General features: G+C 63.8%; 24 protein-coding genes. 9 read left to right on the forward strand and 15 right to left on the reverse strand.

Annotated features, from left to right (window positions below):
* The 10 genes from AC1D0O_RS14880 to AC1D0O_RS14925 all read right to left on the reverse strand — a co-directional run.
* Window positions 1–244 (reverse strand): GTP-binding protein (locus tag AC1D0O_RS14880; RefSeq protein ID WP_477650650.1); only part of this gene is annotated, 244 nt, incomplete at its 3' end.
* A 146-nt stretch (window positions 245–390) separates the two neighbouring features.
* A complete protein-coding gene (gene fusA / locus AC1D0O_RS14885) occupies window positions 391–2,493 on the reverse strand; it encodes an elongation factor G (RefSeq protein ID WP_457281667.1) in 2,103 nt (700 codons plus the stop codon).
* Window positions 2,494–2,714: 221 nt separating this feature from the next.
* Window positions 2,715–3,188 carry a 30S ribosomal protein S7 gene (gene rpsG, locus AC1D0O_RS14890; protein ID WP_011481226.1) on the reverse strand — a complete coding sequence of 158 codons (474 nt, stop codon included), beginning with the start codon at window positions 3,186–3,188 and terminating at the stop codon, window positions 2,715–2,717.
* A gap of 225 nt (window positions 3,189–3,413) precedes the next feature.
* The gene (gene rpsL / locus AC1D0O_RS14895; RefSeq protein WP_092130055.1) at window positions 3,414–3,791 is read right to left on the reverse strand and encodes a 30S ribosomal protein S12; all 378 of its coding nucleotides are present in this window, start codon (window positions 3,789–3,791) and stop codon (window positions 3,414–3,416) included.
* A gap of 250 nt (window positions 3,792–4,041) precedes the next feature.
* Complete coding sequence (locus AC1D0O_RS14900; protein WP_477654286.1) at window positions 4,042–5,259, reverse strand: D-alanyl-D-alanine carboxypeptidase family protein; 1,218 nt, start codon at window positions 5,257–5,259, stop codon at window positions 4,042–4,044.
* A gap of 51 nt (window positions 5,260–5,310) precedes the next feature.
* A complete protein-coding gene (locus tag AC1D0O_RS14905) occupies window positions 5,311–5,952 on the reverse strand; it encodes an alpha/beta hydrolase (RefSeq protein WP_477654287.1) in 642 nt (213 codons plus the stop codon).
* 23 nt (window positions 5,953–5,975) lie between these two features.
* Complete coding sequence (locus tag AC1D0O_RS14910; RefSeq protein ID WP_477654288.1) at window positions 5,976–6,314, reverse strand: (2Fe-2S) ferredoxin domain-containing protein; 339 nt, start codon at window positions 6,312–6,314, stop codon at window positions 5,976–5,978.
* A gap of 43 nt (window positions 6,315–6,357) precedes the next feature.
* The gene (locus AC1D0O_RS14915) at window positions 6,358–6,630 is read right to left on the reverse strand and encodes a DUF2798 domain-containing protein (protein ID WP_477654289.1); all 273 of its coding nucleotides are present in this window, start codon (window positions 6,628–6,630) and stop codon (window positions 6,358–6,360) included.
* A gap of 174 nt (window positions 6,631–6,804) precedes the next feature.
* Entirely contained in the window at window positions 6,805–7,869 is a 1,065-nt protein-coding gene (locus AC1D0O_RS14920) for a VanZ family protein (RefSeq protein WP_477654290.1), read from the reverse strand.
* A 192-nt stretch (window positions 7,870–8,061) separates the two neighbouring features.
* Complete coding sequence (locus tag AC1D0O_RS14925; RefSeq protein WP_477654291.1) at window positions 8,062–8,490, reverse strand: CopD family protein; 429 nt, start codon at window positions 8,488–8,490, stop codon at window positions 8,062–8,064.
* 526 nt (window positions 8,491–9,016) lie between these two features.
* Here AC1D0O_RS14925 and hemB point away from each other — a divergent pair.
* From hemB to AC1D0O_RS14950, 5 genes are read left to right on the forward strand one after another with little or no spacing between them, the layout of a single operon-like run.
* Window positions 9,017–10,033, forward strand: a complete 1,017-nt coding sequence (hemB, locus tag AC1D0O_RS14930) for a porphobilinogen synthase (RefSeq protein WP_477654292.1) — start codon at window positions 9,017–9,019, stop codon at window positions 10,031–10,033.
* A gap of 3 nt (window positions 10,034–10,036) precedes the next feature.
* Window positions 10,037–11,155 carry a magnesium transporter CorA family protein gene (locus AC1D0O_RS14935; protein ID WP_477654293.1) on the forward strand — a complete coding sequence of 373 codons (1,119 nt, stop codon included), beginning with the start codon at window positions 10,037–10,039 and terminating at the stop codon, window positions 11,153–11,155.
* A gap of 40 nt (window positions 11,156–11,195) precedes the next feature.
* Window positions 11,196–11,804 carry a DUF2799 domain-containing protein gene (locus AC1D0O_RS14940; RefSeq protein ID WP_477654294.1) on the forward strand — a complete coding sequence of 203 codons (609 nt, stop codon included), beginning with the start codon at window positions 11,196–11,198 and terminating at the stop codon, window positions 11,802–11,804.
* Window positions 11,805–11,818: 14 nt separating this feature from the next.
* Window positions 11,819–12,577: a DUF72 domain-containing protein gene (locus AC1D0O_RS14945; RefSeq protein ID WP_477654295.1), complete on the forward strand. Its 759-nt coding sequence runs from the start codon at window positions 11,819–11,821 to the stop codon at window positions 12,575–12,577.
* A gap of 36 nt (window positions 12,578–12,613) precedes the next feature.
* Window positions 12,614–13,156: a DUF1003 domain-containing protein gene (locus AC1D0O_RS14950; RefSeq protein WP_477654296.1), complete on the forward strand. Its 543-nt coding sequence runs from the start codon at window positions 12,614–12,616 to the stop codon at window positions 13,154–13,156.
* A 130-nt stretch (window positions 13,157–13,286) separates the two neighbouring features.
* Here AC1D0O_RS14950 and AC1D0O_RS14955 read toward each other — a convergent pair whose 3' ends face one another.
* The 4 genes from AC1D0O_RS14955 to AC1D0O_RS14970 all read right to left on the reverse strand — a co-directional run bounded on the left by AC1D0O_RS14955 (window position 13,287) and on the right by AC1D0O_RS14970 (window position 16,208).
* Window positions 13,287–13,949, reverse strand: a complete 663-nt coding sequence (locus AC1D0O_RS14955; protein WP_477654297.1) for a glutathione S-transferase family protein — start codon at window positions 13,947–13,949, stop codon at window positions 13,287–13,289.
* Window positions 13,950–14,054: 105 nt separating this feature from the next.
* A complete protein-coding gene (locus AC1D0O_RS14960; RefSeq protein WP_477654298.1) occupies window positions 14,055–14,756 on the reverse strand; it encodes an SDR family oxidoreductase in 702 nt (233 codons plus the stop codon).
* A gap of 93 nt (window positions 14,757–14,849) precedes the next feature.
* Window positions 14,850–15,539: a dienelactone hydrolase family protein gene (locus tag AC1D0O_RS14965; protein WP_477654299.1), complete on the reverse strand. Its 690-nt coding sequence runs from the start codon at window positions 15,537–15,539 to the stop codon at window positions 14,850–14,852.
* 60 nt (window positions 15,540–15,599) lie between these two features.
* Window positions 15,600–16,208 (reverse strand): DsbA family protein, encoded by a 609-nt coding sequence (locus tag AC1D0O_RS14970; RefSeq protein ID WP_477654300.1) that lies wholly within the window; start codon window positions 16,206–16,208, stop codon window positions 15,600–15,602.
* A gap of 139 nt (window positions 16,209–16,347) precedes the next feature.
* Here AC1D0O_RS14970 and AC1D0O_RS14975 point away from each other — a divergent pair, with 139 nt between their 5' ends.
* Genes AC1D0O_RS14975 through creC form a run of 4 tightly spaced genes read left to right on the forward strand, consistent with a single transcriptional unit; the run spans window position 16,348 to window position 19,872 of the window.
* Window positions 16,348–17,094: an SDR family oxidoreductase gene (locus AC1D0O_RS14975; protein WP_477654301.1), complete on the forward strand. Its 747-nt coding sequence runs from the start codon at window positions 16,348–16,350 to the stop codon at window positions 17,092–17,094.
* Window positions 17,095–17,134: 40 nt separating this feature from the next.
* Window positions 17,135–17,767 (forward strand): MarC family protein, encoded by a 633-nt coding sequence (locus AC1D0O_RS14980; protein WP_436155785.1) that lies wholly within the window; start codon window positions 17,135–17,137, stop codon window positions 17,765–17,767.
* Between the two features lie 13 nt (window positions 17,768–17,780).
* Window positions 17,781–18,479, forward strand: coding sequence for a two-component system response regulator CreB (creB, locus tag AC1D0O_RS14985; RefSeq protein ID WP_477654302.1), 699 nt, complete (start codon window positions 17,781–17,783; stop codon window positions 18,477–18,479).
* A 1-nt stretch (window position 18,480) separates the two neighbouring features.
* On the forward strand, window positions 18,481–19,872 hold the full coding sequence (gene creC / locus AC1D0O_RS14990; protein WP_477654304.1) for a two-component system sensor histidine kinase CreC: 1,392 nt from the start codon (window positions 18,481–18,483) through the stop codon (window positions 19,870–19,872).
* Window positions 19,873–19,886: 14 nt separating this feature from the next.
* On the opposite strand, the gene creD is transcribed toward creC, so the two are convergent.
* Window positions 19,887–21,263, reverse strand: coding sequence for a cell envelope integrity protein CreD (creD, locus tag AC1D0O_RS14995; RefSeq protein ID WP_477654305.1), 1,377 nt, complete (start codon window positions 21,261–21,263; stop codon window positions 19,887–19,889).
* Between the last annotated feature and the right edge of the window lie 29 nt (window positions 21,264–21,292).

The raw sequence follows: 21,292 nt of genomic DNA on the forward strand, positions 1-21,292 counted from the left end.
AGTCCACGTGGGCGTAGTGGCGGTTCGCGGTTTCGTATTCAACGTGGGCGGTATTAATCGTAATACCGCGCGCTTTTTCTTCGGGCGCCGCGTCAATTTGGTCGTAGCCCTTGGCTTCGCCGCCGAACTTGGACGCCAGAACGGTCGTGATCGCCGCCGTCAGCGTCGTCTTGCCATGGTCCACGTGGCCGATCGTGCCTACGTTGACGTGCGGCTTGGTCCGCTCAAATTTGCCTTTTGCCATTTTTCTCTCCAGATAAAGAACATGCCCGTGTACGGTTTAACGTCTGCACTGTGTTGCTGATTCACTTCGCACGGGTACAAAGTGGCACACAATCGCAGACAAGGAAAAAAGCTGCCGGCCCCATACGGGACCGGCAGCTGACTTTTTTACTTGGCGCGCGAAGCCATGATGGCTTCCGACACGTTGCGCGGGGCTTCAGAGTAGTGCTTGAACTCCATGGAGTACGTTGCACGGCCCTGCGACATCGAACGCAGCGTCGTCGAATAACCGAACATTTCGGACAGGGGCACTTCTGCCTTGATGGCCTTGCCGCCACCGACCATGTCTTCCATGCCCTGCACCATGCCGCGGCGTGAGGACAGATCGCCCATCACGTTGCCGGCGTAGTCTTCAGGTGTTTCCACCTCAACGGCCATCATGGGCTCCAGGATCACGGGGCTGGCCTTGCGGCAGCCTTCCTTGAAACCGAAGATGGCAGCCATCTTGAACGCGAGTTCGTTCGAGTCCACATCGTGGTACGAACCGAAGTGCAGCGTGACCTTGACGTCGACCACAGGGTAGCCGGCCAGCACGCCGGACGTGACGGCTTCGTTGATGCCCTTTTCCACCGCGGGGATGTATTCGCGAGGAACCACACCGCCCTTGATGGCGTCGACAAATTCAATACCCTTGCCGGCTTCGTTGGGCTCAATCTTCAGCACGACGTGGCCGTACTGGCCCTTGCCGCCGGACTGGCGCACGAACTTGCCTTCAGCGTCTTCCACCGTTTTGCGGATGGTTTCGCGGTAAGCCACTTGCGGCTTGCCCACGTTGGCCTCCACGCCGAATTCGCGCTTCATGCGGTCGACAATAATTTCCAGATGCAGCTCGCCCATACCGGCGATCAGGGTCTGGCCGGACTCTTCGTCGGTCTTGACGCGGAAAGAAGGATCTTCCTGTGCCAGACGTTGCAGTGCGATGCCCATTTTTTCCTGGTCGGCCTTGGTCTTGGGTTCCACGGCCTGGGTAATCACAGGCTCAGGGAACACCATGCGCTCGAGCATGACGATGGCATCGGGATCGCACAGAGTTTCGCCGGTGGTCACGTCTTTGAGGCCCACGCAGGCGGCGATGTCGCCGGCGCGGATTTCGCTGACTTCTTCACGGTTGTTGGCGTGCATCTGCACGATACGGCCGATACGCTCTTTCTTGCCCTTGATCGGGTTGTAAACGCTGTCACCCTTTTTCAGGACGCCAGAGTAAACGCGCACGAAAGTCAGCTGACCCACAAACGGGTCGGTCATCAGCTTGAACGCCAGCGCAGAGAACTTCTCTTCGTCGTCAGCCTTGCGGGTGACGGGCGCTTCATCTTCGTCCATGCCCTTGACGGGTGGAATGTCGATAGGCGACGGCATGAATTCAATCACGGCGTCCAGCATGCGCTGCACGCCCTTGTTCTTGAACGCGGAGCCGCAGTACATCGGCTGGATTTCGCTGGCGATGGTACGCGTGCGGATGCCCAGCTTGATTTCGGCTTCGGTCAGGTCGCCTTCTTCAAGGTACTTGTTCATGAGTTCTTCGGACGACTCGGCGGCGGCTTCGACCATCTTCTCGCGCCACTCCTTGGCCAGCTCGACGAGCTCAGCGGGAATGTCGCTGTAGGTGAACTTCATGCCTTGCGAAGCTTCGTCCCAGATGATGGCCTTCATTTTCAGCAGGTCAACCACGCCGGTGAAGCTTTCTTCGGCGCCGATGGGGATCACCATGGGCACGGGGCTGGCCTTCAGGCGCAGCTTCATCTGCTCGACGACCTTGAAGAAGTTCGCGCCGGTGCGGTCCATCTTGTTGACGAACGCGAGGCGGGGAACCTTGTACTTGTTGGCCTGGCGCCAGACGGTTTCGGACTGGGGCTGAACGCCGCCCACGGCGCAGTACACCATGCAGGCGCCGTCAAGCACGCGCATGGAACGCTCCACCTCGATGGTGAAGTCCACGTGGCCCGGGGTGTCGATGATGTTGATGCGGTGCTCGGGCAGGGACGTATCCATGCCTTTCCAAAAGCAGGTGGTAGCAGCGGAGGTGATCGTGATGCCGCGCTCCTGCTCTTGCTCCATCCAGTCCATGGTGGCCGCGCCGTCGTGAACTTCACCAATCTTGTGGTTCACGCCAGTGTAAAAAAGGATCCGCTCGGTGGTAGTGGTCTTGCCGGCATCAATGTGCGCGGAAATGCCGATGTTGCGGTATTGTGAAATGGGGGTAGCGCGGGACATAAATTACTTTCAGTTCGGGGTTACGAACAAAGACTCGTTGAAAGACTGCCCGGCACCCGGGCATCCTTCATTTTTTCTACGCGTCTGCCGGCCGGAAGTGATGTTGTGCACGACACCCGGCTGGCAGAAATTGGGGTTGAACCGTCGGCAATCAAGGTGACATCACCTTGAAACCGCCCGGCAACCCGTCAATTCAGCGCAGCAAATACTGCAATCGAAAATTAGAAGCGGAAGTGGCTGAATGCCTTGTTGGCTTCTGCCATGCGGTGAACTTCGTCACGCTTTTTCATGGCACCGCCGCGGCCTTCGGTCGCCTCCATCAGCTCGTTGGCCAGGCGCAGGGACATGGACTTCTCGCCACGCTTCTTGGCGGCTTCCTTCAACCAGCGCATAGCCAGGGCCATACGGCGAACAGGACGCACTTCAACCGGCACCTGGTAGTTCGCGCCGCCGACACGGCGGGACTTCACTTCAACCATGGGCTTGATGTTGCCGATGGCCATGTGGAAGGCCTCGAGCGGATCTTTGCCAGGGTTCTTTTTCTCGATAAAGTCGAGCGCGCCATAAATGATGCGCTCTGCGACGGCCTTTTTGCCGCCTTGCATGATCACGTTCATGAACTTGGCGAGATCAACATCACCAAATTTCGGATCAGGAAGAATTTCACGTTTAGGGACTTCGCGACGACGTGGCATTTTTTCACCTCTTTGCTTCAGTTGGCATTGCCTTTGGCAACACCGCGAGAGTTATCAAAACCCTCACTTACTCGACCGGCACAACTATTTGCGCTTGGGTCACTTCGTTTCAAACACCTGCCAGGGCGAGTGAAACACCTGTTTTTGAAGAACTATCACAGACTTCCGTGACAACTTCTTCTGGCGCGAGCTCTCAGTGAAGAGAAAAACCCGAGCCGGTCTGGCTTATTTGGCCTTTGGCTTCTTCGCACCGTACTTGGAGCGCGACTGCTTGCGGTCTTTCACGCCTTGCAAGTCGAGCGAACCACGGACGATGTGGTAACGCACACCGGGCAAGTCCTTGACACGACCGCCACGAACCAGCACCACGCTGTGTTCCTGCAGGTTGTGGCCTTCGCCGCCGATGTAGGAAATGATTTCAAAACCGTTGGTCAGGCGCACTTTGGCGACCTTACGCAGAGCGGAATTGGGCTTTTTAGGCGTCGTGGTGTACACACGGGTGCACACACCGCGGCGCTGCGGAGAATTCTCCATCGCAGGGCTCTTGGACTTGATCTTTTCGACCTCGCGCCCCTGACGGACTAACTGATTAATGGTTGGCATTGAAAACGTCCCTAAACGTCTGAAAACTGATTTACCGTGTTGATACGGCCACAAATATTTCCCGCCGTGAAAGCGGAAAAGCCTTCTAGTATAAACCGGTTAGGGAAAACGCTCAAGCAAAAGGCGACGGGTGCCAGGCCCGTCCACAAACAGGCCCTCGCAAAACCAACGCTTTCCCCGGCTTTGCGGCCCCTTACGAGCTCAACCTCAGCGAATGTTAGCGCACACTCCGTATAGGTTGCCGCGGAAGCTATTTAATCCAGAGCCGGATGGCATCCCAGGCGCGGCCCAGAATGCCGGCCTCTTCGACCGTTTCCAGCGCGACCAGCGGCACTTCGGCCACCGGCGCCGGGTTGTCGCCCAGCATCACCTTGAGTGTGCCGAGTGCCTGCCCTTTGGTGAAAGGCGCTACCAGCGGGTCGGGTCGGGCCACCTGGGTTTTGACTTTGGGCGCGCTACCGGCGGCGACCGCTACCACGATGGCCTGGGGGCGGCCCAGCTTCACGGTGGACGACTTGCCCTTCCAGACGGACGGCGTCACTACGGCCTGACCGGCGTCAAACAGCTTCACGGCTTCATAGGCGGTATAGCCCCAGTTCAGCAGTTTCTGCGATTCGTTGGCGCGCGCGCTGTCGCTGGACGTACCCAGCACGATGGCCAGCAGGCGCCGGCCGCCCGGCGCGCCGGCCGCGCCCAGATTGGGAAAGTCGCGCTTGGCCGTGGCGATCATGCAGTAGCCGGCGGCGTCGGTATGGCCGGTTTTGAGGCCGTCCACGGTCGGGTCGCGGAACAGCAGGGTATTGCGGTTGGTGTCGTTGGCCGCCGGCGTGCCGGGATAGCGGTATTTCTTGATGGCCGAGTAGCCGATGTAGTCGGGGAAATCCGTCATCAGACGCGTGGCCAGGATGCTCAGGTCGCGCGCCGTGGTGGTGTGGCCGGGTTCTGTCAGGCCTTCGGGGTTCTTGTAGGAAGTCGATTTCATGCCCAGGGCCTTGGCCTGCTCGTTCATGAGCTGCACGAAATGCTCGGCCGTCCCGCCCACGCCTTCAGCCAGCGCCATGGTGGCGTCGTTGCCCGACTGCACCACCATGCCCTTGATGAGGTCCTCGACGGGCACCTGCATTTTCGGGTCGATGAACATGCGCGAGCCCGGCATTTTCCAGGCGCGCTCGCTGACGCCGAAGGTCTGCTTGAGGTTGATCTTCTTGGACTTGAGCGCGTCGAACACCAGGTATTCGGTCATCAGCTTGGTCAGCGAGGCCGGTTCGACCGGGGAGTCGACGTCCTTGGCGGCCAGTATCTGGTTGGCGGTCACGTCCAGCAGCAAATAGGAGCGCGCGGCGATTTCCGGCGCTTGCGGCACCTGGGCGTGCGCCAGCGGTAGCACCGCGGAGAAAACCAGGAAAACGGCGGCGGTGAAGGCGCGCAGGCCCTGGATGGGTCGGGGAGCCTTGAGGGAAGCTTGCATTGGGGGTATCGCTGAAAAGTAGGAATTGAACGAAAGGTCTGGCGGCACGGGTCAGGCCGAGGGCGAAGACAGGTGGCGAACCACAAGATTTTTCAACAGGGGCAATTGTCCATGAAAGAAATGGCCGCCCCCGGGGACAACCGTAACAGGCAGCGCCTGCGGGCGCGCCCAGTCGAGCACGGCGGAGAGCAAAACGGTGTCGTCCTGCTCTCCATGCACGACCAAGGTCTTGAGATGCGCAGCCTCCTCGATCGGCGCGGCCGGCGCACGGGTCACGCTGGTGCCGACCAGCACCAGTTTTTCGATGTCGCGGCTGGCGGCCAGGCGCTGGAATGCATGCGTGGTGACGAAGGCGCCGAAGGAAAATCCGGCAAGCGCCAGCGGCTGCGCGGCGCTTGCCGGCGCGGCGTGCTCCACCACCGCCAGCAAATCCTCGAGCTCGCCCCGCCCTTCGTCGTGGCTGCCGGCGCTGCCGCCCACGCCGCGAAAGTTAAAGCGCACCGCCGTCCATCCGCAGTGCACAAAGGCCCGCGCCAGCGTCTGCACCACCTTGTTGTCCATGGTGCCGGCAAACAGCGGATGCGGATGTGCGATGACCGCCACGCCGCGCGAAGCGCCGGCGGGAAGGTCCAGTGCGACCTCAAGCGCGCCCGCCGGGCCCTCGATGAGGGATTTTTGGGTTTGGGAGTTCACGGAAACACTTTCAATCGAGGGGCCTAGCGCCCCAGGTGCGCGGGTGTGAGCAGGCGCTCAACCACCTTGCCGTTCTTGAGATGCGACTCGACGATTTCATCGATGTCGCTGGCATCCACATAGGTGTACCAGACCGCTTCCGGGTAGACCACGGCCACCGGGCCGGCGGCGCAGCGGTCCAGGCAGCCGGCCTTGTTGACCCGCACCTTGCCCGGCCCGGCGAGCCCGGCGGCCTTGACCTGCGACTTGCAGCGATCAAAGCCTTCCTGCGCGCGATGGTCGGCGCAGCAGTCTTCACCGTTGGCGCGCTGGTTCAGGCAAAAGAAGATATGGCGTTCGTAATAGGAATTTTGTTCAGGCATGCAGTGACTTTAGAGGATGTTGTGTTCGATATGTTCCGCAGGCTCAGGCGGCCTCGACGACGAAGGCCGTCGCCTTCCTCACCAGCGGCAGAAGCAGCAGCAAGGTCGGAAAGGCAATGACCCAGGAAATAGCCCAGGCGCCCAGCCAGGTGCGCAGGACGCCGGGCGTGATCCCCACGCCCTTGAGCGTGCTGATAAGGGAGACGATGCAAGTCATGAAAAGCGACAGCAGCAAGGGGATTACCCAGCGCGCGCTGCGTGCGGGGAGTTTGGCAAAACCGAAAAGGGTGCGCGACGAAGATTTCGAAGAGTTCATATATGTTTCCATAAGCCGTCCAGTCAAGGCGCCTTTCCCGCGGCCGGAAGGCCGAAGGGAAAACACACGCCCGGCATGGCCGGCGGTGGTAGGCGCGTTGATTGACGTAAACGCTTACGGCAACTCTTGAGGGAGATCGCGCTGCGATAGTAGCAGAAGACGGCGATTGCGGCATCAAGCCCGCGGTTCGCGGCCCGACAGCCGCACCAGCACGTAGAGCAAGGCCGCATACGGCCAGAGCCAGCCCAGCCACTGCACCACCCCATGAAAGCGGATGAAGCGGCCTTGCTCCCAGGTCTGCAGCGTCTGTGCGAAGTAGGGGTCCGCAGGCGCCTGGTTGAGCAGCCCCAGATGGATGGCCAGCGCCAGCAGCGCGAGCGCCGCCGCGGCGCGGCGCGGCACCGCCAGCAGCAGCAGCGCCAAAACGGCCGCCAGGCCTATGCCGGCCTGCACCGGGATGTCCAGCCAGGCCCAGGCGTGGTCGGGACCGTAACTCAGGGCGGCGGACAACGCCGACGCGCCAATACCCGCCGCGATCGCCGCCGCCGAGAACGCCGCCCGTTGCCAGAGCGTGCGAATCACGCAATAGCCGAGCAGGCAGGGAATCAACGCGCCCAGCGCCACGCAGATCAGCTCGGCGATAGGCACCAGGGGCTGCAGCTCCACATCGCGCACCGGCATCCACTGCAGGAAAGGCGTGTCCGTCAGAACATCGGCCAGGGCCGCCTCCAGCCGCTCGAACACCTGCCCCAGGCCCATGGGCACGGACGCCGGAAACAGCAGGGCCAGCGGCCAGAGCAGCAGCAGCACCAGCGCACCCCGCGCGTCGTAGGCAAACCAGCGCGCCCGAAAGCGGCCCCAGCGGTCCACCACGCCGGTTTTTTCCAGGGCCCAGGCAAAACACGCGCCCAGCCAGGCGCCCAGCGTATTGAGCAGCAGGTCGACATTGGAGGGAATGCGCGACGGCAGATAGCTTTGCAGCGTTTCCATCGCCAGGGACAGCAGGCCGCTGGCCAGCACCGCCACCGTCACGGCCCAGGACACGCGCCGGCTGCGCAGCGCCGACAGCGCCAATAAAAACCCCAGCGGCGCGTAACCCAGCAGGTTGGCGCCCACGTCAAACCCCGTCCAGTACTGCGGCAGCGGCGCCGTCAGGAAGCGAAAAGGGGAGATGCCCTGGTCGCGCCAGTCGGCGAAGGGGTACAGGCTGGCGTAAACAATCAGGCAGATGGCGGCCAATGCGAGCGGCCAGGCAGCTGTTCTGTGCGCACCCCCTGGATGTGGCGCACCCCCGTCGTTCTCACTTCGCTGCGCTTCGTGTAGTTCCTTCCCCCCTTGCAGGGGGCGACGCAAGGCGCCCGGCGAAGCCGGTTCGCCCGCGTCTGCTGGGTTGGGGGGGGCCTTCTTCACTGTGATGCCCGGTTGGTGATCCTAAAAGGGCTTCACAACGACCAGGATGACTGCCGCTAATAACAACAGCACCGGCACTTCATTGAACCAGCGAAACCACTTGTGGCTGCGCGTATTGCGGTTGGCGACGAACTTTGCCAGCAGGCGGCCGCAGGCGTGGTGGTAGCCGATCACCAGCGCCACCACAGCCAGCTTGGCATGCATCCAGCCGTTGCCCGGCCCGCGGCCTATGCCGTAACCCAGGTACAGCCACAGGCCAAAAACCAGCGCCGGCACGGCCAGGATGGCCGTGAATCGCATTAGCTTTCGTGCCATCAGGACCAGCCGCTCACGCTCAGCCACACTTTCCGGCGGGACCATCGCCAGGTTCACAAAAATGCGCGGCAAATAAAACAGCCCGGCAAACCAGCTGGCGATAAAAACGATGTGGAGTGATTTGACCCAAAGCATGGAGCTAGTTTAGTCCGCATGCCCGTCAGCCCCCGGTCTCGCTGCAGGATTGGCGAAGGACGCTACGGCGCGTTCAGAAATCCGTTTACCGGGATGAAGCGCAAGGCGCCCGGAGCACAGCAACCGGAATGGACTCAAGTCCATGAGGATTGCGAGCACCGCGGCAACGCAGCGATTCGCCCGGCAAACGGATTTATGAATGCGCCGGGCAAAAAAATGCCCGGGGCGCTGGGCCACCGGGCTGGCAAGCCTTTTTGCTGTCACACGCAAAGGCCCCGCTCAGGGAGGAAAAGCGGGATGTAGCTGCCAAATTGGTAACCACACGTATTAATTCTAACCACCGCCGTCGGCCCTTGGCAATGATTTAATAAGTAACCTAAGAAACTTTCATGTAAAGCTGGGCAAGCGCAACCCAGGCAGGGACCGCGCGCCAGGTACTTCATGGCGCTCGTGAAAGCCCTTCCCGGTTTCAACGGGCCGCGTTTAAACAGTGAACAGCTTGCTAAAGCTTTGGCACAATTTGCCCATGACTTTCCACGCCTCCAACTTCGCCCCCTTTCCGGCGGGCCGCCCCCGTCGCCTGCGTCGCGATGCCTTTACCCGCAATCTGGTGCGCGAGCACACACTTACCTCAAGCGACCTGATTTATCCGGTATTTGTGGTGGACGGAAAACAGCAGCGCCAGCCGGTGGCCTCCATGCCCGGGGTTGAACGCCTGAGCCTGGACTTGCTGTTGCCGGTGGCCGAAGAGTGCGTGAAGCTGGGTATCCCGGTGATGGCGCTGTTCCCCGTGGTGGAGGCCTCGCTCAAAACTTACGACGGCAAGGAAGCCACCAACCCGGACGGCCTGATTCCACGCGTGGTGCGCGAACTCAAGAAGAATTTCCCCGGCCTGGGCGTGATGACCGATGTCGCACTGGACCCTTTCACCACGCACGGCCAGGACGGACTGCCGGACGAAAACGGTTACATCCTGAATGAAGAGACGGTGGCGATGCTGGTGAGGCAGGCGATGTGCCAGGCCGAGGCCGGCGTCGACATGGTCGCGCCCAGCGACATGATGGACGGCCGCATCGGCGCCATCCGCCAGGCATTGGAGGCGAAAAAGCTGATCCACACCCGCATCATGGCCTACAGCGCCAAATACGCGAGCGCCTTCTACGGTCCCTTTCGCGATGCGGTGGGCTCGGCCGGCAACCTCGGCAAGGCCGACAAAAAGGTCTACCAGATGGACCCGGGCAACAGCGACGAAGCCTTGCGCGAAGTGGCCCTGGACATCGCCGAAGGCGCCGACATGGTGATGGTCAAGCCCGGCATGCCCTACCTGGACATCGTGCGCCGCGTGAAGGACGAGTTCAAGGTGCCCACCTTCGCCTACCAGGTCAGCGGCGAATACGCCATGATGAAAGCCGCCGCGCAGAACGGCTGGCTGGACCACGACGCCGTCATGATGGAAAGCCTGCTGGCTTTCAAGCGCGCCGGCGCCGACGGCGTGCTGACCTATTTCGCCATCGACGCCGCCCGCAAGCTGCGGCAAGGCTGAGCGGTGCGCGTTTTCACCATCAGCGCCGGCGGCAGCCCAGGCGTCACCGAAACCGACGCCCTGCCGACCCAGCTGCCCGCCCAGGGCTTTGTCTGGGTCGCCTGCGCCCGCCGCGAGTTCGAGGCGCTGCAGGCCCAGATCCAGACCAGCCTGCAACTGCTGTGCGGCACCCAGCTGGTGGACCTGCATGTCTCCGACCTGCTGAACAACCAGTTGCCCTCGCACTACGACTACACCTCGCAATACGACATCCTGGTGTTCCGCCGCCTGGCGGCCGGCCAGACCGAGACCGCCCCCGGCCGGCCCGGCGAACCGCTGCAGGAACGCATGAAACGCGGCGGGCCGCCGGTGCTCAAGCGCATAGACACCAGTCCGGTCGGCTTCGCCGTGTTCGACAAGTTGCTGCTGACGGTGCATCCCGCCGATTGCGCGGTACGCGATGCCTACGCGTCACGGCTGCTGAACGCCACCACGGCCGAGTCCCGCTCCAGCGGCGTCAAGCTGCCCGCCAGCCCCGCCGACATGATGCTGCGCATCGTCAACCAGATCGTCGACGGCTACCTGGAGCTCCGGCGCGAACTCACGCGCCAGCTCGACCACTGGCAGTCCGAACTGCTCCGGCCCGGCACGCGCTTTACCAACTGGAGCTCGGTGCTCGACGCGCGGCTGGCCATGCACCAGCTGGACGAAATCTGTGAAGACCAGCGCTCGGCCGTGCAGGACTGGATCGACTCCGTGGAAACCTGGCCCGAGGGTGTGACGCCCGCCGCGGTGCGCGAACGCGAACTGCTGAAAGTGCGCTCGCGCGACGTTCTGGAGCACATCGAGCGCGTGGTCCACCACGTGCGCCGCATGGAGCAGAGCGCCGAGACCGCCGTGCAGATGCATTTTTCGGCGCAAAGCAACCGCACCAACGACATCATGCGCACGCTCACGGCGCTGACCGCCATCTTCCTGCCGCTGAACCTGATCACCGGTTTCTTCGGCATGAATTTCGAGTTCATGCCCTTTCTCCACACCAGCAAGGGCTTCTGGTGGACCTTCGGCTTCATGGTCCTGATCGTCGCCGTGGTCGGGACGGTATTCTGGCGCAAGCAATATATCGCCCGCACCCGCGGCTAGGCGCGCCGCAATCCCCAGTCCATTCGCAGGAGACACCGCCATGCCCGCTGCCTTCACCCGCCTCTTCGTCGCTGGCGCTTCCCTGCCGCGAGCGACCTGGCCGGTCATGCTGGCGGTCTCGGCGTTGCTGGCCGGCTGCGAAAGCCTGAGCCCCGCCGAATGCGCCACCGCCGACTGGCGCCAGCTGGGCGTGCAGGACGGCAGCCGCGGCAGCGCCGACCGCGCCGCCGACTACTACGAGTCCTGCAGCAAGGCCGGCGTGCCCGTGAATGTGGCGGTCTACCGCGCGGGCCGCACACAGGGCCTGCAAAGCTACTGCCAGCCGGCCAATGCCCTTAACGAAGGCCTGGCCGGCAACAGTTACGAAGGCGTGTGCCCGGCCCCCATGGACCAGAACTTCCGCAATATCCATGGCATTGCCTGGCGCGACCAGGAGGCCCGCAAGAACCTGGCGCGGCTGCAGCGCGAACAGGACCAGATGGAGGCGGAGCTGCGTGACAGCAAAACCGCCGATGACCGCAAGCGCACGCTGCGCGAGCAGCTCTCGCGCTCGGACCGCCGCATTGAAGAAGCCCGCTACGCGGTGCGCGACGCCGGCTACCAGCTCGACCGCCTGCGCAGCGACATGCGCCAGCGCAGCCAGTACTGACACAAGAGTCCCCCATGCAGCCCGGTACCCAGCCCAGCGCAATCGCGGGCCTGCGGGTGGGCTGCGCCGGCTGGAGCCTGCCGCGCGAAAGCTGGCCGGAATTTCCCGAGGACGGCAGCCACCTGCAGCGCTATGCCGCGCGCTTCAACGCGGTAGAGATCAACTCCTCCTTTTACCGCCCGCACCAGCCGGCCACCTACGCGCGCTGGGCCGGCAGCGTTCCCGCGGATTTCCGCTTTTCCGTCAAGCTGCCCAAGACCCTCACCCACGAAAAACGCCTGCGCGGCGGCGAAAGCCTGCTGGACGCCTTCCTCAAGCAGGTCAATTGCCTCGGCGAAAAGCTCGGCTGCCTGCTGGTGCAACTGCCGCCCAGCCTGGCGTTCGACGCGGCCTCGGCCGGCGATTTTCTGGCCGGGCTGCGCCGGCGCCATGCCGGCGACGTCGCGCTGGAGCCGCGCCATGCGAGCTGGTTCACGGCGCCGGCCGACGACCTGCTGAAAGAACTGAAGATCGGCCGCGTGCTGGCCGACCCGGTGCTGTTCGACGCGGGCCGTGCGCCCGGCGGCGACCCGGCGCTGGTCTATGTGCGCTTGCACGGCTCACCGCGCATGTATTACTCGGCCTATGCGCCGGACGTGCTCGATGCGCTGCTTGTCCGGCTCAAACGTGCGGCGGCGTCTGACGCCTCGGCCTGGTGCGTCTTCGACAATACAGCCAGCGGCGCCGCGGTGCCTGACGCCCTGTACCTCGCGCGGGGACTGGCGCGGCGCTGATTCCGCCGGCCTGCCCCGCCTGCGAAAGGAGGACACATGAAAAACCGCTTCAGCGGGAAGACCCCGCCCAAGGTCTGCGCGGACGACCTCACCCGCGAAAACGTTCAGTCCATGCGGCGCGTGGAGGAAATGGCGATGGCCAACCGCAGCCGCGCCGACCGCATGGCCGCCTTCATCGCCGGCTTCTGCGGCTCCATGCCTTTTGTATGGTTGCATGTGGCCGCCTTCGCGTGCTGGATTGCCTTCAACACGTGGCCGGGGCTGGCGCATTGGGACCCCTACCCCTTCACCTTTCTCACGCTGGTGGTGTCGCTCGAAGCGATTTTTCTGTCGTCCTTCATCCTGATCAGCCAGAACTACGAGCTGCGCGTCAGCGACAGGCGCAACCAGCTCGATTTGCAGATCAACCTGCTGACTGAGCAGGAAAACACCAAGATGATCCAGATGCTGGAACGCATCGCCAAAAAAGTGGGGGCCGACAGCCCCGACCCGGACGTTCGCATCCTCAAGGAAGACACCGACCCGGAAAAGCTGGTGGCCCAGATCGAGCAGGCGCAGAACGAGAACCCGCCGAAGTAGACTCCCCACTCCCAAGAGCCGCTTACAAAATCCAGCGAAGCGGTCCTGGCTAGGCGCGTCGCCGCAGACAGTACACCAGTACGGCAAGGCGGCGCAACAACGCCAGGAGGGTTTTGTGAGTGGCTCCGCCTCAGACCCAGGGCTGGGCCAGCCCTTCGGCCTCAAAAGCTCTGATCACCGCGGGGCGTGCCAGCGCACGCTTCAAATAGGCGCCGAGATGTGCGCGGTCACGCGCCGGCTTGGAGGCGAAATTGCGCGTCCAGCGGCACAGCGTCAGCGTGTAGATGTCCACCGCCGAATAGTTCGCGCCCAGCAGCCAGGGCTGGTCCTGCGTTTTTTCCAGCCGGGCGAGCTCCGCGTCCAGCTGGTCCAGCATCAGGCCGACCTTGGCCTCGGCATGCGATTTCAGTTCGGCCACGCCCGCGCTGTTGCCCGCATCCATCCAGCGGTCGGTGTAGAAATAAATGATCAGAGTGGACTGCACGGTATTGGTCAGCCAGACCAGCCATTTGTAGAAATGCGCGCGCTCCGCCGTGCCCAGCGCCGGGGCCAGGCCGGCCTCGGGATGCCTGTCGCACAGATGCATGCAGATCGCGGCGGTTTCGTAAAGCACCAGATCGCCGTCGACCAGCGTCGGGATCAGGCCGTTGGGGTTGAGCTTGCGGTAAGCCTCCGAGCGGTGGGCGCCCGTGCTGGTGTCGACCAGGATTTTTTCAAAGGGAACACCCAGTTCCTGGAGCAGGATGTGGGGCGCCATGGCCGCGGAACTTGGAGAGAAGTGGAGTTGGTACATAAACATATTGTGCCCCTGCGGTCGCTCACTTCGTGCAGCGCCCTACCCCCGAAGGGTCGCCCGCCTGCGGCCCGGCAGAGCCCCGACCCCGCTTGGCTGGAGCCCTCAGGGGCTCTTTAATTTCCAGCCGCCGTCGCAGTCGAGGATGGTGCCGGTGATGAAGGTGTTGGTGGTCAGCAGCATCAGCGCTGCCGCCAGGTCTTCGGGCTTGCCAACACGGCCGACGGGCACCTTGCTGGCCAGCTCTTCAAACAATTTGGCTCGTGCGGCCTCTGGCACGCGCGACCACCAGGGGGTATCGACCACGCCGGGCACCAGGGCATTGACGCGCAAGGGCCTGAGCTCGGAGGCGAGCACAGGCACCATTGCTTCCAACGCCGCATTGATCGCAGCCAGGCCCGAAGTGCCAGGCTGCAAGGCACGCGAAGAAATGGCGCCAACGAAGGTGATGGATCCATCCGCTTTCAGGGTCGGCAGGGCAGCCTGGGCGCACTGCAGCTGCGGCCAGAATTTGCCTTCAAAGCCCTTGCGCAGCTCGGACAGGTTCAACTCACGGAACAAGCCCGCGCCTGAGGAGCCGGAGACGCTCAGCACCAGATGGTCAAAACCGCCTTCTGCCTTGAAGAACACGGCGCAGGCTGCCGCATCACCGGCATCAAGTTGCCGCGCCTGGACACCCAAGGCCTGCGCGGCGAAAAATTTGGCCGGGTCGCGCCCAGCCACCACCACTTCATGACCGTCGTCCAGCGCCAGCTTCGCGGTCGCCAGGCCGATGCCCGAAGTACCGCCTACAACGATGTATTTCATTCCACTCTCCCTGCGGGCTAGCGCAGCAGTTCGTTGCCGCGCACATTTCCATGAAATTTACAGGCAGCCCAACCACGCCGATAAACCACCTCTTCAGCCCAGCTTCGCGGCGAAGAAGGCCAGCGAACGCTCACGCGCCAGCTTGGCCGCCGCCTCGCTATAGGATCCGCGCTGGTCGCAGTTAAAGCCGTGGTTGGCCGGGTAGATATGCACCTCGACCTCGGGGTGCGCCTTGGTGAAAGCCTCAATGCCTTCCATGGGAATCCAGTGGTCCTGGTCGCCGAAGTGGGCCATGACGGGACACTTGGGCTGGCGCTCGATTTCTTCCTCGGCCGTGATGCCGCCGCCGTAATAGGGGATCGCCGCTGAGAGCCCGTCCAGCAGGCAGGCCGCGCGCCAGGTCAGCAGGCCGCCCCAGCAAAAGCCGATGATGCCGACCTTGCCGCCGCCGGCCTTGGCCGCATGGTCTATCGCCGCCTGCAGGTCTTGCAGCACGCCGGCGCCGGGCAAGGCGCTGACGGCGGTTTTGAGTTCGAAGCCGGCTTTCATGTCTTCTTCGCTGTAGCCCATGTCGACGCCGGGCTTGACGCGTTCAAAGGTGGCCGGCGCCACCGCCAGGTAGCCCTGTTCCGCGAAACGGTCGGTGACGGCGCGGATATGCGAATTGACGCCGAAGATTTCCTGCACCACCACGACGCCGCCACGCGGCTTGCCTTCGGGTTTGGCGACGTAGGCCGGCACGGAAAAACCGTCGGCCGCGGTGAGTTGGATGAATTGGCCCATGGTGTGATGCTCCTTCAAGAATGGATGTGCGATAGATGGATGAATCAACCGGCGAACCGCCTAGGCGCCCGCCATCAGCTTGCGTTCGACGAAATCAAGCCGGTCCTGGCCCCAGAACAGCTCCCCGTTCACGACATAGCTGGGCGCGCCGAACACACCGGCGTCAATTGCCTGCTGGGTATTGGCCTCATATCGCTCCTGCACGGCCTGGCTGAAGGACTGCTCCAGCCGCTCGGCGGGCATGCCGCATTCGGCCAGCAACTCGGCCAGCACCTTTTCGTCGGCGATGTGGCGTTCACGCACCCATACGGCGCTGAAGATCGCGCCGCCGATTTTCATCGCGGCCTCGCTGCCGTCATGCATGTCCACCGCGATGATGAGGCGCGACGCGTCGTCGCCGGAGACCGGGAAGTACTTGGGCTTGAGGTTCAGCGGCGCATGCAGGTGGTCCGAATAGCGCTGCAACTCCAGCAGCCGGTAGGCCTGCCGCTGCGGCGCGCGCTGGCCCAGCGGCAGCCCGCCGGAGATCGGGAACACCTTGCCGCCCAGGTCTATGGGCAACACCCGTACGATGGCGCCCGCCGCCCGGGCAATTTGCGCAAAGCGCTCGTGTCCCAGGTAGGTCCAGGGGCTTTGCGGGGTGAAATAGTAATCAATGGTGGTGCTCAAGTTTGTCTCCGTCAGGGTCTCTGGATGGGGCTCCGCGCCGCCGGGCGGCCGGGCATTGCGCAAGCTACGGCTTAGGGTACATTGATCCGCCAAGTCCCCGTTTTTACCCGGGATTGCCATTTTCTGCAGGAGGTGCGGTTTGTCAAAAGTTCTTCTGATCACGGGCGGTTCGCGCGGCATCGGCGCGGCATCGGCCCTGCTGGCGGCGCGCCAGGGCTGGGCGGTGGCCGTCAATTACGCCAGCAATTCGCTGGCGGCCGACGAAGTGGTGCGGCTGATCCGCCAGGCCGGCGGCCAGGCCATCACGGTCCAGGCCGACGTGGCCGATGAGGCGCAGGTGCTGGCGATGTTCGAGAAAGTGGATGCCAAGCTCGGCCGGCTGGACGGCCTGGTCAACAACGCCGGCGTGGTGGACCGCACCACTCGCGTCGACGCCATGACCCTGGCGCGGCTGCGGCGTATGTTCGAGATCAATGTGTTCGGCTCCTTCCTCTGCGCGCGCGAAGCCGTCAAGCGCATGAGCACCCGCCACGGCGGCGCGGGCGGCGCCATCGTCAATGTCTCCAGCGCGGCGGCGCGGCTGGGCGCCCCCGGCCAGTATGTGGACTACGCGTCCGCCAAGGGCGCCATCGACACCTTCACCGTCGGGCTGGCCAAGGAAGTCGCCACCGAGGGCATACGCGTGAACGCCGTGCGCCCCGGCATCATTGACACCGACATCCACGCCTCGGGCGGCCTGCCCGACCGCGCCCGCGACCTGGCGCCGCAGGTGCCCATGCAGCGGCCCGGCACCGCCGAAGAGGTAGCGGAGTCCATAGTCTGGCTGCTCGGCGACAATGCAAGCTACACAACAGGCGCGCTGCTCGATGTAGCAGGCGGCAGGTAACTTTCGCGCCTGCATGCTTAGCTACTCTTAAGGAAGAACGATGGATTTCAAACCGCTCGTCACGCTGCTGGCCATCGTCAACCCGCTAGCCATCGTGCCTTTTTTCATCCACTACACGCAGGATTTTTCCGACGAGCAGCGCCGCCGCACCGTGCTGGTGGCCTCTTTCACGGCCTTTGTCGTGATTGCGATCAGCGCGCTGCTGGGCTTGCAGATCCTCGACTTCTTCAGCATCTCGCTGGCGAGTTTCCAGGTGGGCGGCGGCATGCTGCTGCTGATCAGCTCCATGAACATGCTGAACGCGCAGCCGGCCGAAGCCAAGCCCCAAACCAACGAAATGGAAGACGGCGCGGCCAAGGCGGCGCGCGGCGCCAGCATCGCCGTGGTGCCGCTGACGATCCCGCTGCTGACGGGGCCGGCCACCATGTCCACGGTCGTAATCTATGCTGAAAAAGCCAAGACCGCCCTGCAGCTGTCCATGCTGGTCGGTTACGGTATCGTGATCGCCCTGGCCACCGCGATCTGCTTTTCGCTAGCCGAGCCGATTGCCCGCGTGCTGGGCAAAACCGGCATCAACGTGATGACGCGGTTGATGGGCCTGATCCTGGCCGCGCTGTCCGTCGAGGTGATGGCCGACGGCCTCGGGAAGTTATTCCCCATCCTGCGCTCCTGAACGGCTCGCACAGATGGCTGGCGCGCGCATCCTGCTGGTGGAAGACGACCCGGCGATTGCCCGCTCCATCATTTACACGCTGGAGCGCGACGGTCTCAGTGTGACCCACAGCCTGCTGCTGGGCGATGCCCGCGCCCAGATCAGCCGGCAGCCGCCCGACGCCGTGATCCTCGACGTGGGCCTGCCCGACGGCAGCGGCCTGGACTTGTGCCGCGAGCTGCGCGCCGCCGGCAGCCTGCCGGTGCTGATGCTCAGCGCCCAGGGCGAGGAGATCGATCGCGTGCTGGGGCTGGAGCTGGGCGCCGACGACTACGTGAGCAAGCCCTTCAGCCCGCGCGAACTGCTGGCGCGCGTGCGCAGCCTGCTGCGGCGCGCGCGCATGCCGGCCCCCGCGCCAGCGCTTGCGGGCAACCCTTTCGAGATCGACCCCGCGGGCCAGCGCGTGAGCCTGCACGGCCGCCCGCTTAACCTGACGCGCCGCGAGTTCGGCCTGCTGGCCGACCTGCTGCGGCATCGCGACCGCATCCGCTCGCGCGACGACTTGCTGGGCGCGGTCTGGGGAACGGACTCGGACAGCACGGACCGCACGGTGGACACCCACATCAAGACCTTGCGCGCCAAACTGCAGGAAATAGCGCCAGAGCACGACTACATCGTGACTCACCGGGGTATGGGCTACTGCCTCGATCTAAACCGCGTCAAAGGCGGCTGACATGCGCCTGGGCATACGCCTGCTGTTCGGATTTTTCCTGGTCACCGGGCTGGCCGCGGTTTTCACGCTGCGCGTCTTTGTGGCTGAAGTGAAACCCAGCGTCCGCGAAGTCATGGAAGACATGATGGTGGACACCGCCAACATCCTGGCCGAGCTGGCCGGCGACGACCTGGCGGCCGGCGCCATTGCCGAAGGCCGCTTTGCCGGCCATGTACGCAACTACGCCAAGCGCCCGATCGACGCGCAGATCTGGGGCCTGGCCAAGCAGTCGCTGGACTTCCGCGTCTACATCACCGACGCGGGCGGCAAGGTGGTGTTCGACTCGGAGAACCTGGCGACCGGCCAGGACTATTCACGCTGGCGCGACGTGGCCCTGACCCTGCGCGGCGAATACGGCGCGCGCGCAACCCGCGAGGTGCAGCAGGACGACCGCACCTCGGTGATGTACGTGGCCGCGCCGGTGCAGCGGGACGGAAAGATCATCGGCGTGCTGACCGTCGCCAAGCCGATGTCCACCATCCAGGCCTTCATAGACCGGGCTGAGCGGAAAATCCTGCTAAGCGGCGCGCTGTTGCTGGTGCTGTCGCTGGCCATCGGCGTGGCCGTGACGCTGTGGGTGGTGTGGAGCATTCGCAAGCTGCGCCGCTATGCCAACGCCGTCGGCCAGGGCGGCAAACCCGCGGTTCCGCAGATATCGGGCGAGCTTGGCGAGCTGGCCATGGCAGTCGATGCCATGCGCCTGAAGCTCGAGGGCCACGAGTACATAGAAGATTACGTGCGCGCGCTGACGCACGAGCTCAAGAGCCCGATCGCCGCGATTCGCGGCGCGGGCGAGCTGCTGCAGGACGAGCTTCCCGAAGACGCGCGCCGCGAGTTTTCGGGGCAGGTACTGGCCCAGTCCGCCCGCATGCAGGCGCTGGTGGACCGCATGCTCGAGCTGACGAAGCTGGAGCAGCGCCATGCACAGGTAGAGCGCGAGCGCCTTTTGTGGGCCGGCGTCCTCAAGCCCTTTGAGACGGCGGGCGGCCGGGCCCAGCATGTCATCAAAATCGTAATCAGCCCGGAACATGCCGGCGTGCATGCGGAGCCCGGCCTGCTGGGCCTGGCGCTGAGCAACCTGCTCGAAAACGCGCGCTCGTTCGCGCCCCAGGGCTCGACCATCACGCTGGAGGCCGGGCCGGACCGTATCGCCGTGCAGGACAACGGCCCTGGCGTGGCCGACTACGCCCTGCCCCGGCTGGGCGAACGCTTCTTCTCGACGGTACGCCCCGACGGCCACACCAAGGGCTCGGGCCTGGGGCTGGCCATCGTGCGGCAGATCATGCAGCTGCATGGCGGCCGCATGGTAGTGCGCAACACCCGGCCCGGCTTGCGGGTCGAGCTGTATTTCTAGCCTGGCCGCGCCCATCACCCTGCCACCTTCGCAGGCCCAGGTTTGGCCGGTTCGGCCTGCTTGAAGCGTGCATACCAGTCCACGCGGCGCGTCAGCATCATGATGGCGGCGAGCACGGCGAACAAGGCCACGGCGCCCAGCAGCAAGGCGGTCTGCTCCATCCGCAGCAAGACAAACAGCATGCCGTACAGCGTGGCAATGCCCAGGCCGAAAGGCAGGCCGCGCGACCAATGGCCCAGCATGTGGCTGGCGTAAAAGGTGAGGAGCAGCACGCAGGCGGTTGAGGCCATGGCGTAGGCGGATTCAAAGGGCATGTGCTCCGAGAGGCTCACCAGCAGCAGGAAAAACATGCTCATTGCGGCGCCGACCAGCAGGTACTGGATCGGGTGCACGCGCAGCGACTTCATGAACTCGAACAGCCCCACCGCTAAAAAGGTGAGGCCGATGAACAACAGGCCGTACTTGGTGGCCCGGTCACTGAGCGCATAGGTGTTGGAAGGATCGACAAAGGTCACGTTGAAAGCCTCGACGCAGCCGTTGGTGGCCGAGCCGTCGCTGTAAGACGGGCAAACGGCCTTGCGCTTGCCCGCATCCGCTTGCGTCACGTCCTGCTGCGCGGTGCTGGCCAGGGAGCTGACGCGCCAACTGGCCTCAAAGCCGTCGTCCGTGATCTTGCGGTCCACCGGCAAAAACTGCCCGCCAAAACTCGGGTGCGGCCAGTTGGAGCTGAGCTGCACCCGGGTGTCGCCGCCCAGCGGCACGACTGAAATGCTTTCGGTGCCCATCAACTCCAGCGTCAGTTGTGCCTGCAGCGGCGCCGCGCCCACCATGGTGATGGGCAGCGGCGCGTGCACGCCGCGCGGGTAGCTGCCGTAAAAAGTACCGGGCTTGAGCGCCAACACCTGCTCGCCGATTTTCACGCTGGCATGCCGGATGCCGCGCGAGTCGGACACAGCCATCATCAACAGCGGCTGGCCGCAATTCATGCGCGAGCCGGCATGCTCGGACACGGGCTTGAGCGCTTCGGTGTCGGTCCATTCGGCCACGATGTCGGCTTTGAGGTTAAACACCTGCGTCGCATGCAGGCCGCGGGCGCGCGCCTCGAGCTTGCTGCCGCCCTTGAGCGTGAGGGAGGCCGGTGCAGCCACCAGCAGGAATTCACGGCGCTCGGTCTGCACCTTCTTGCCCTCATACTTGACGTCCCATTCTTCGGTACAAGCCCGATGGATCAGCGGGCCCGTCAAGGTCTGCGGGCCGGCCAGGCTTTGGGCCACGCTCTGGATGGCGATCTGCCGGTAGGTCTGGCGGTCGTGCACCACGCCGCTGATCTGGAACAGGGCGAGGACCAGCAGGACCAGCACCAGGGCCAGCGCGAGGAGTTTTTGTTTCATGGCTTCCTTTCGTTTGAACAACGAAGGGA

Source organism: Polaromonas sp. P1_F2, from assembly GCF_056405735.1.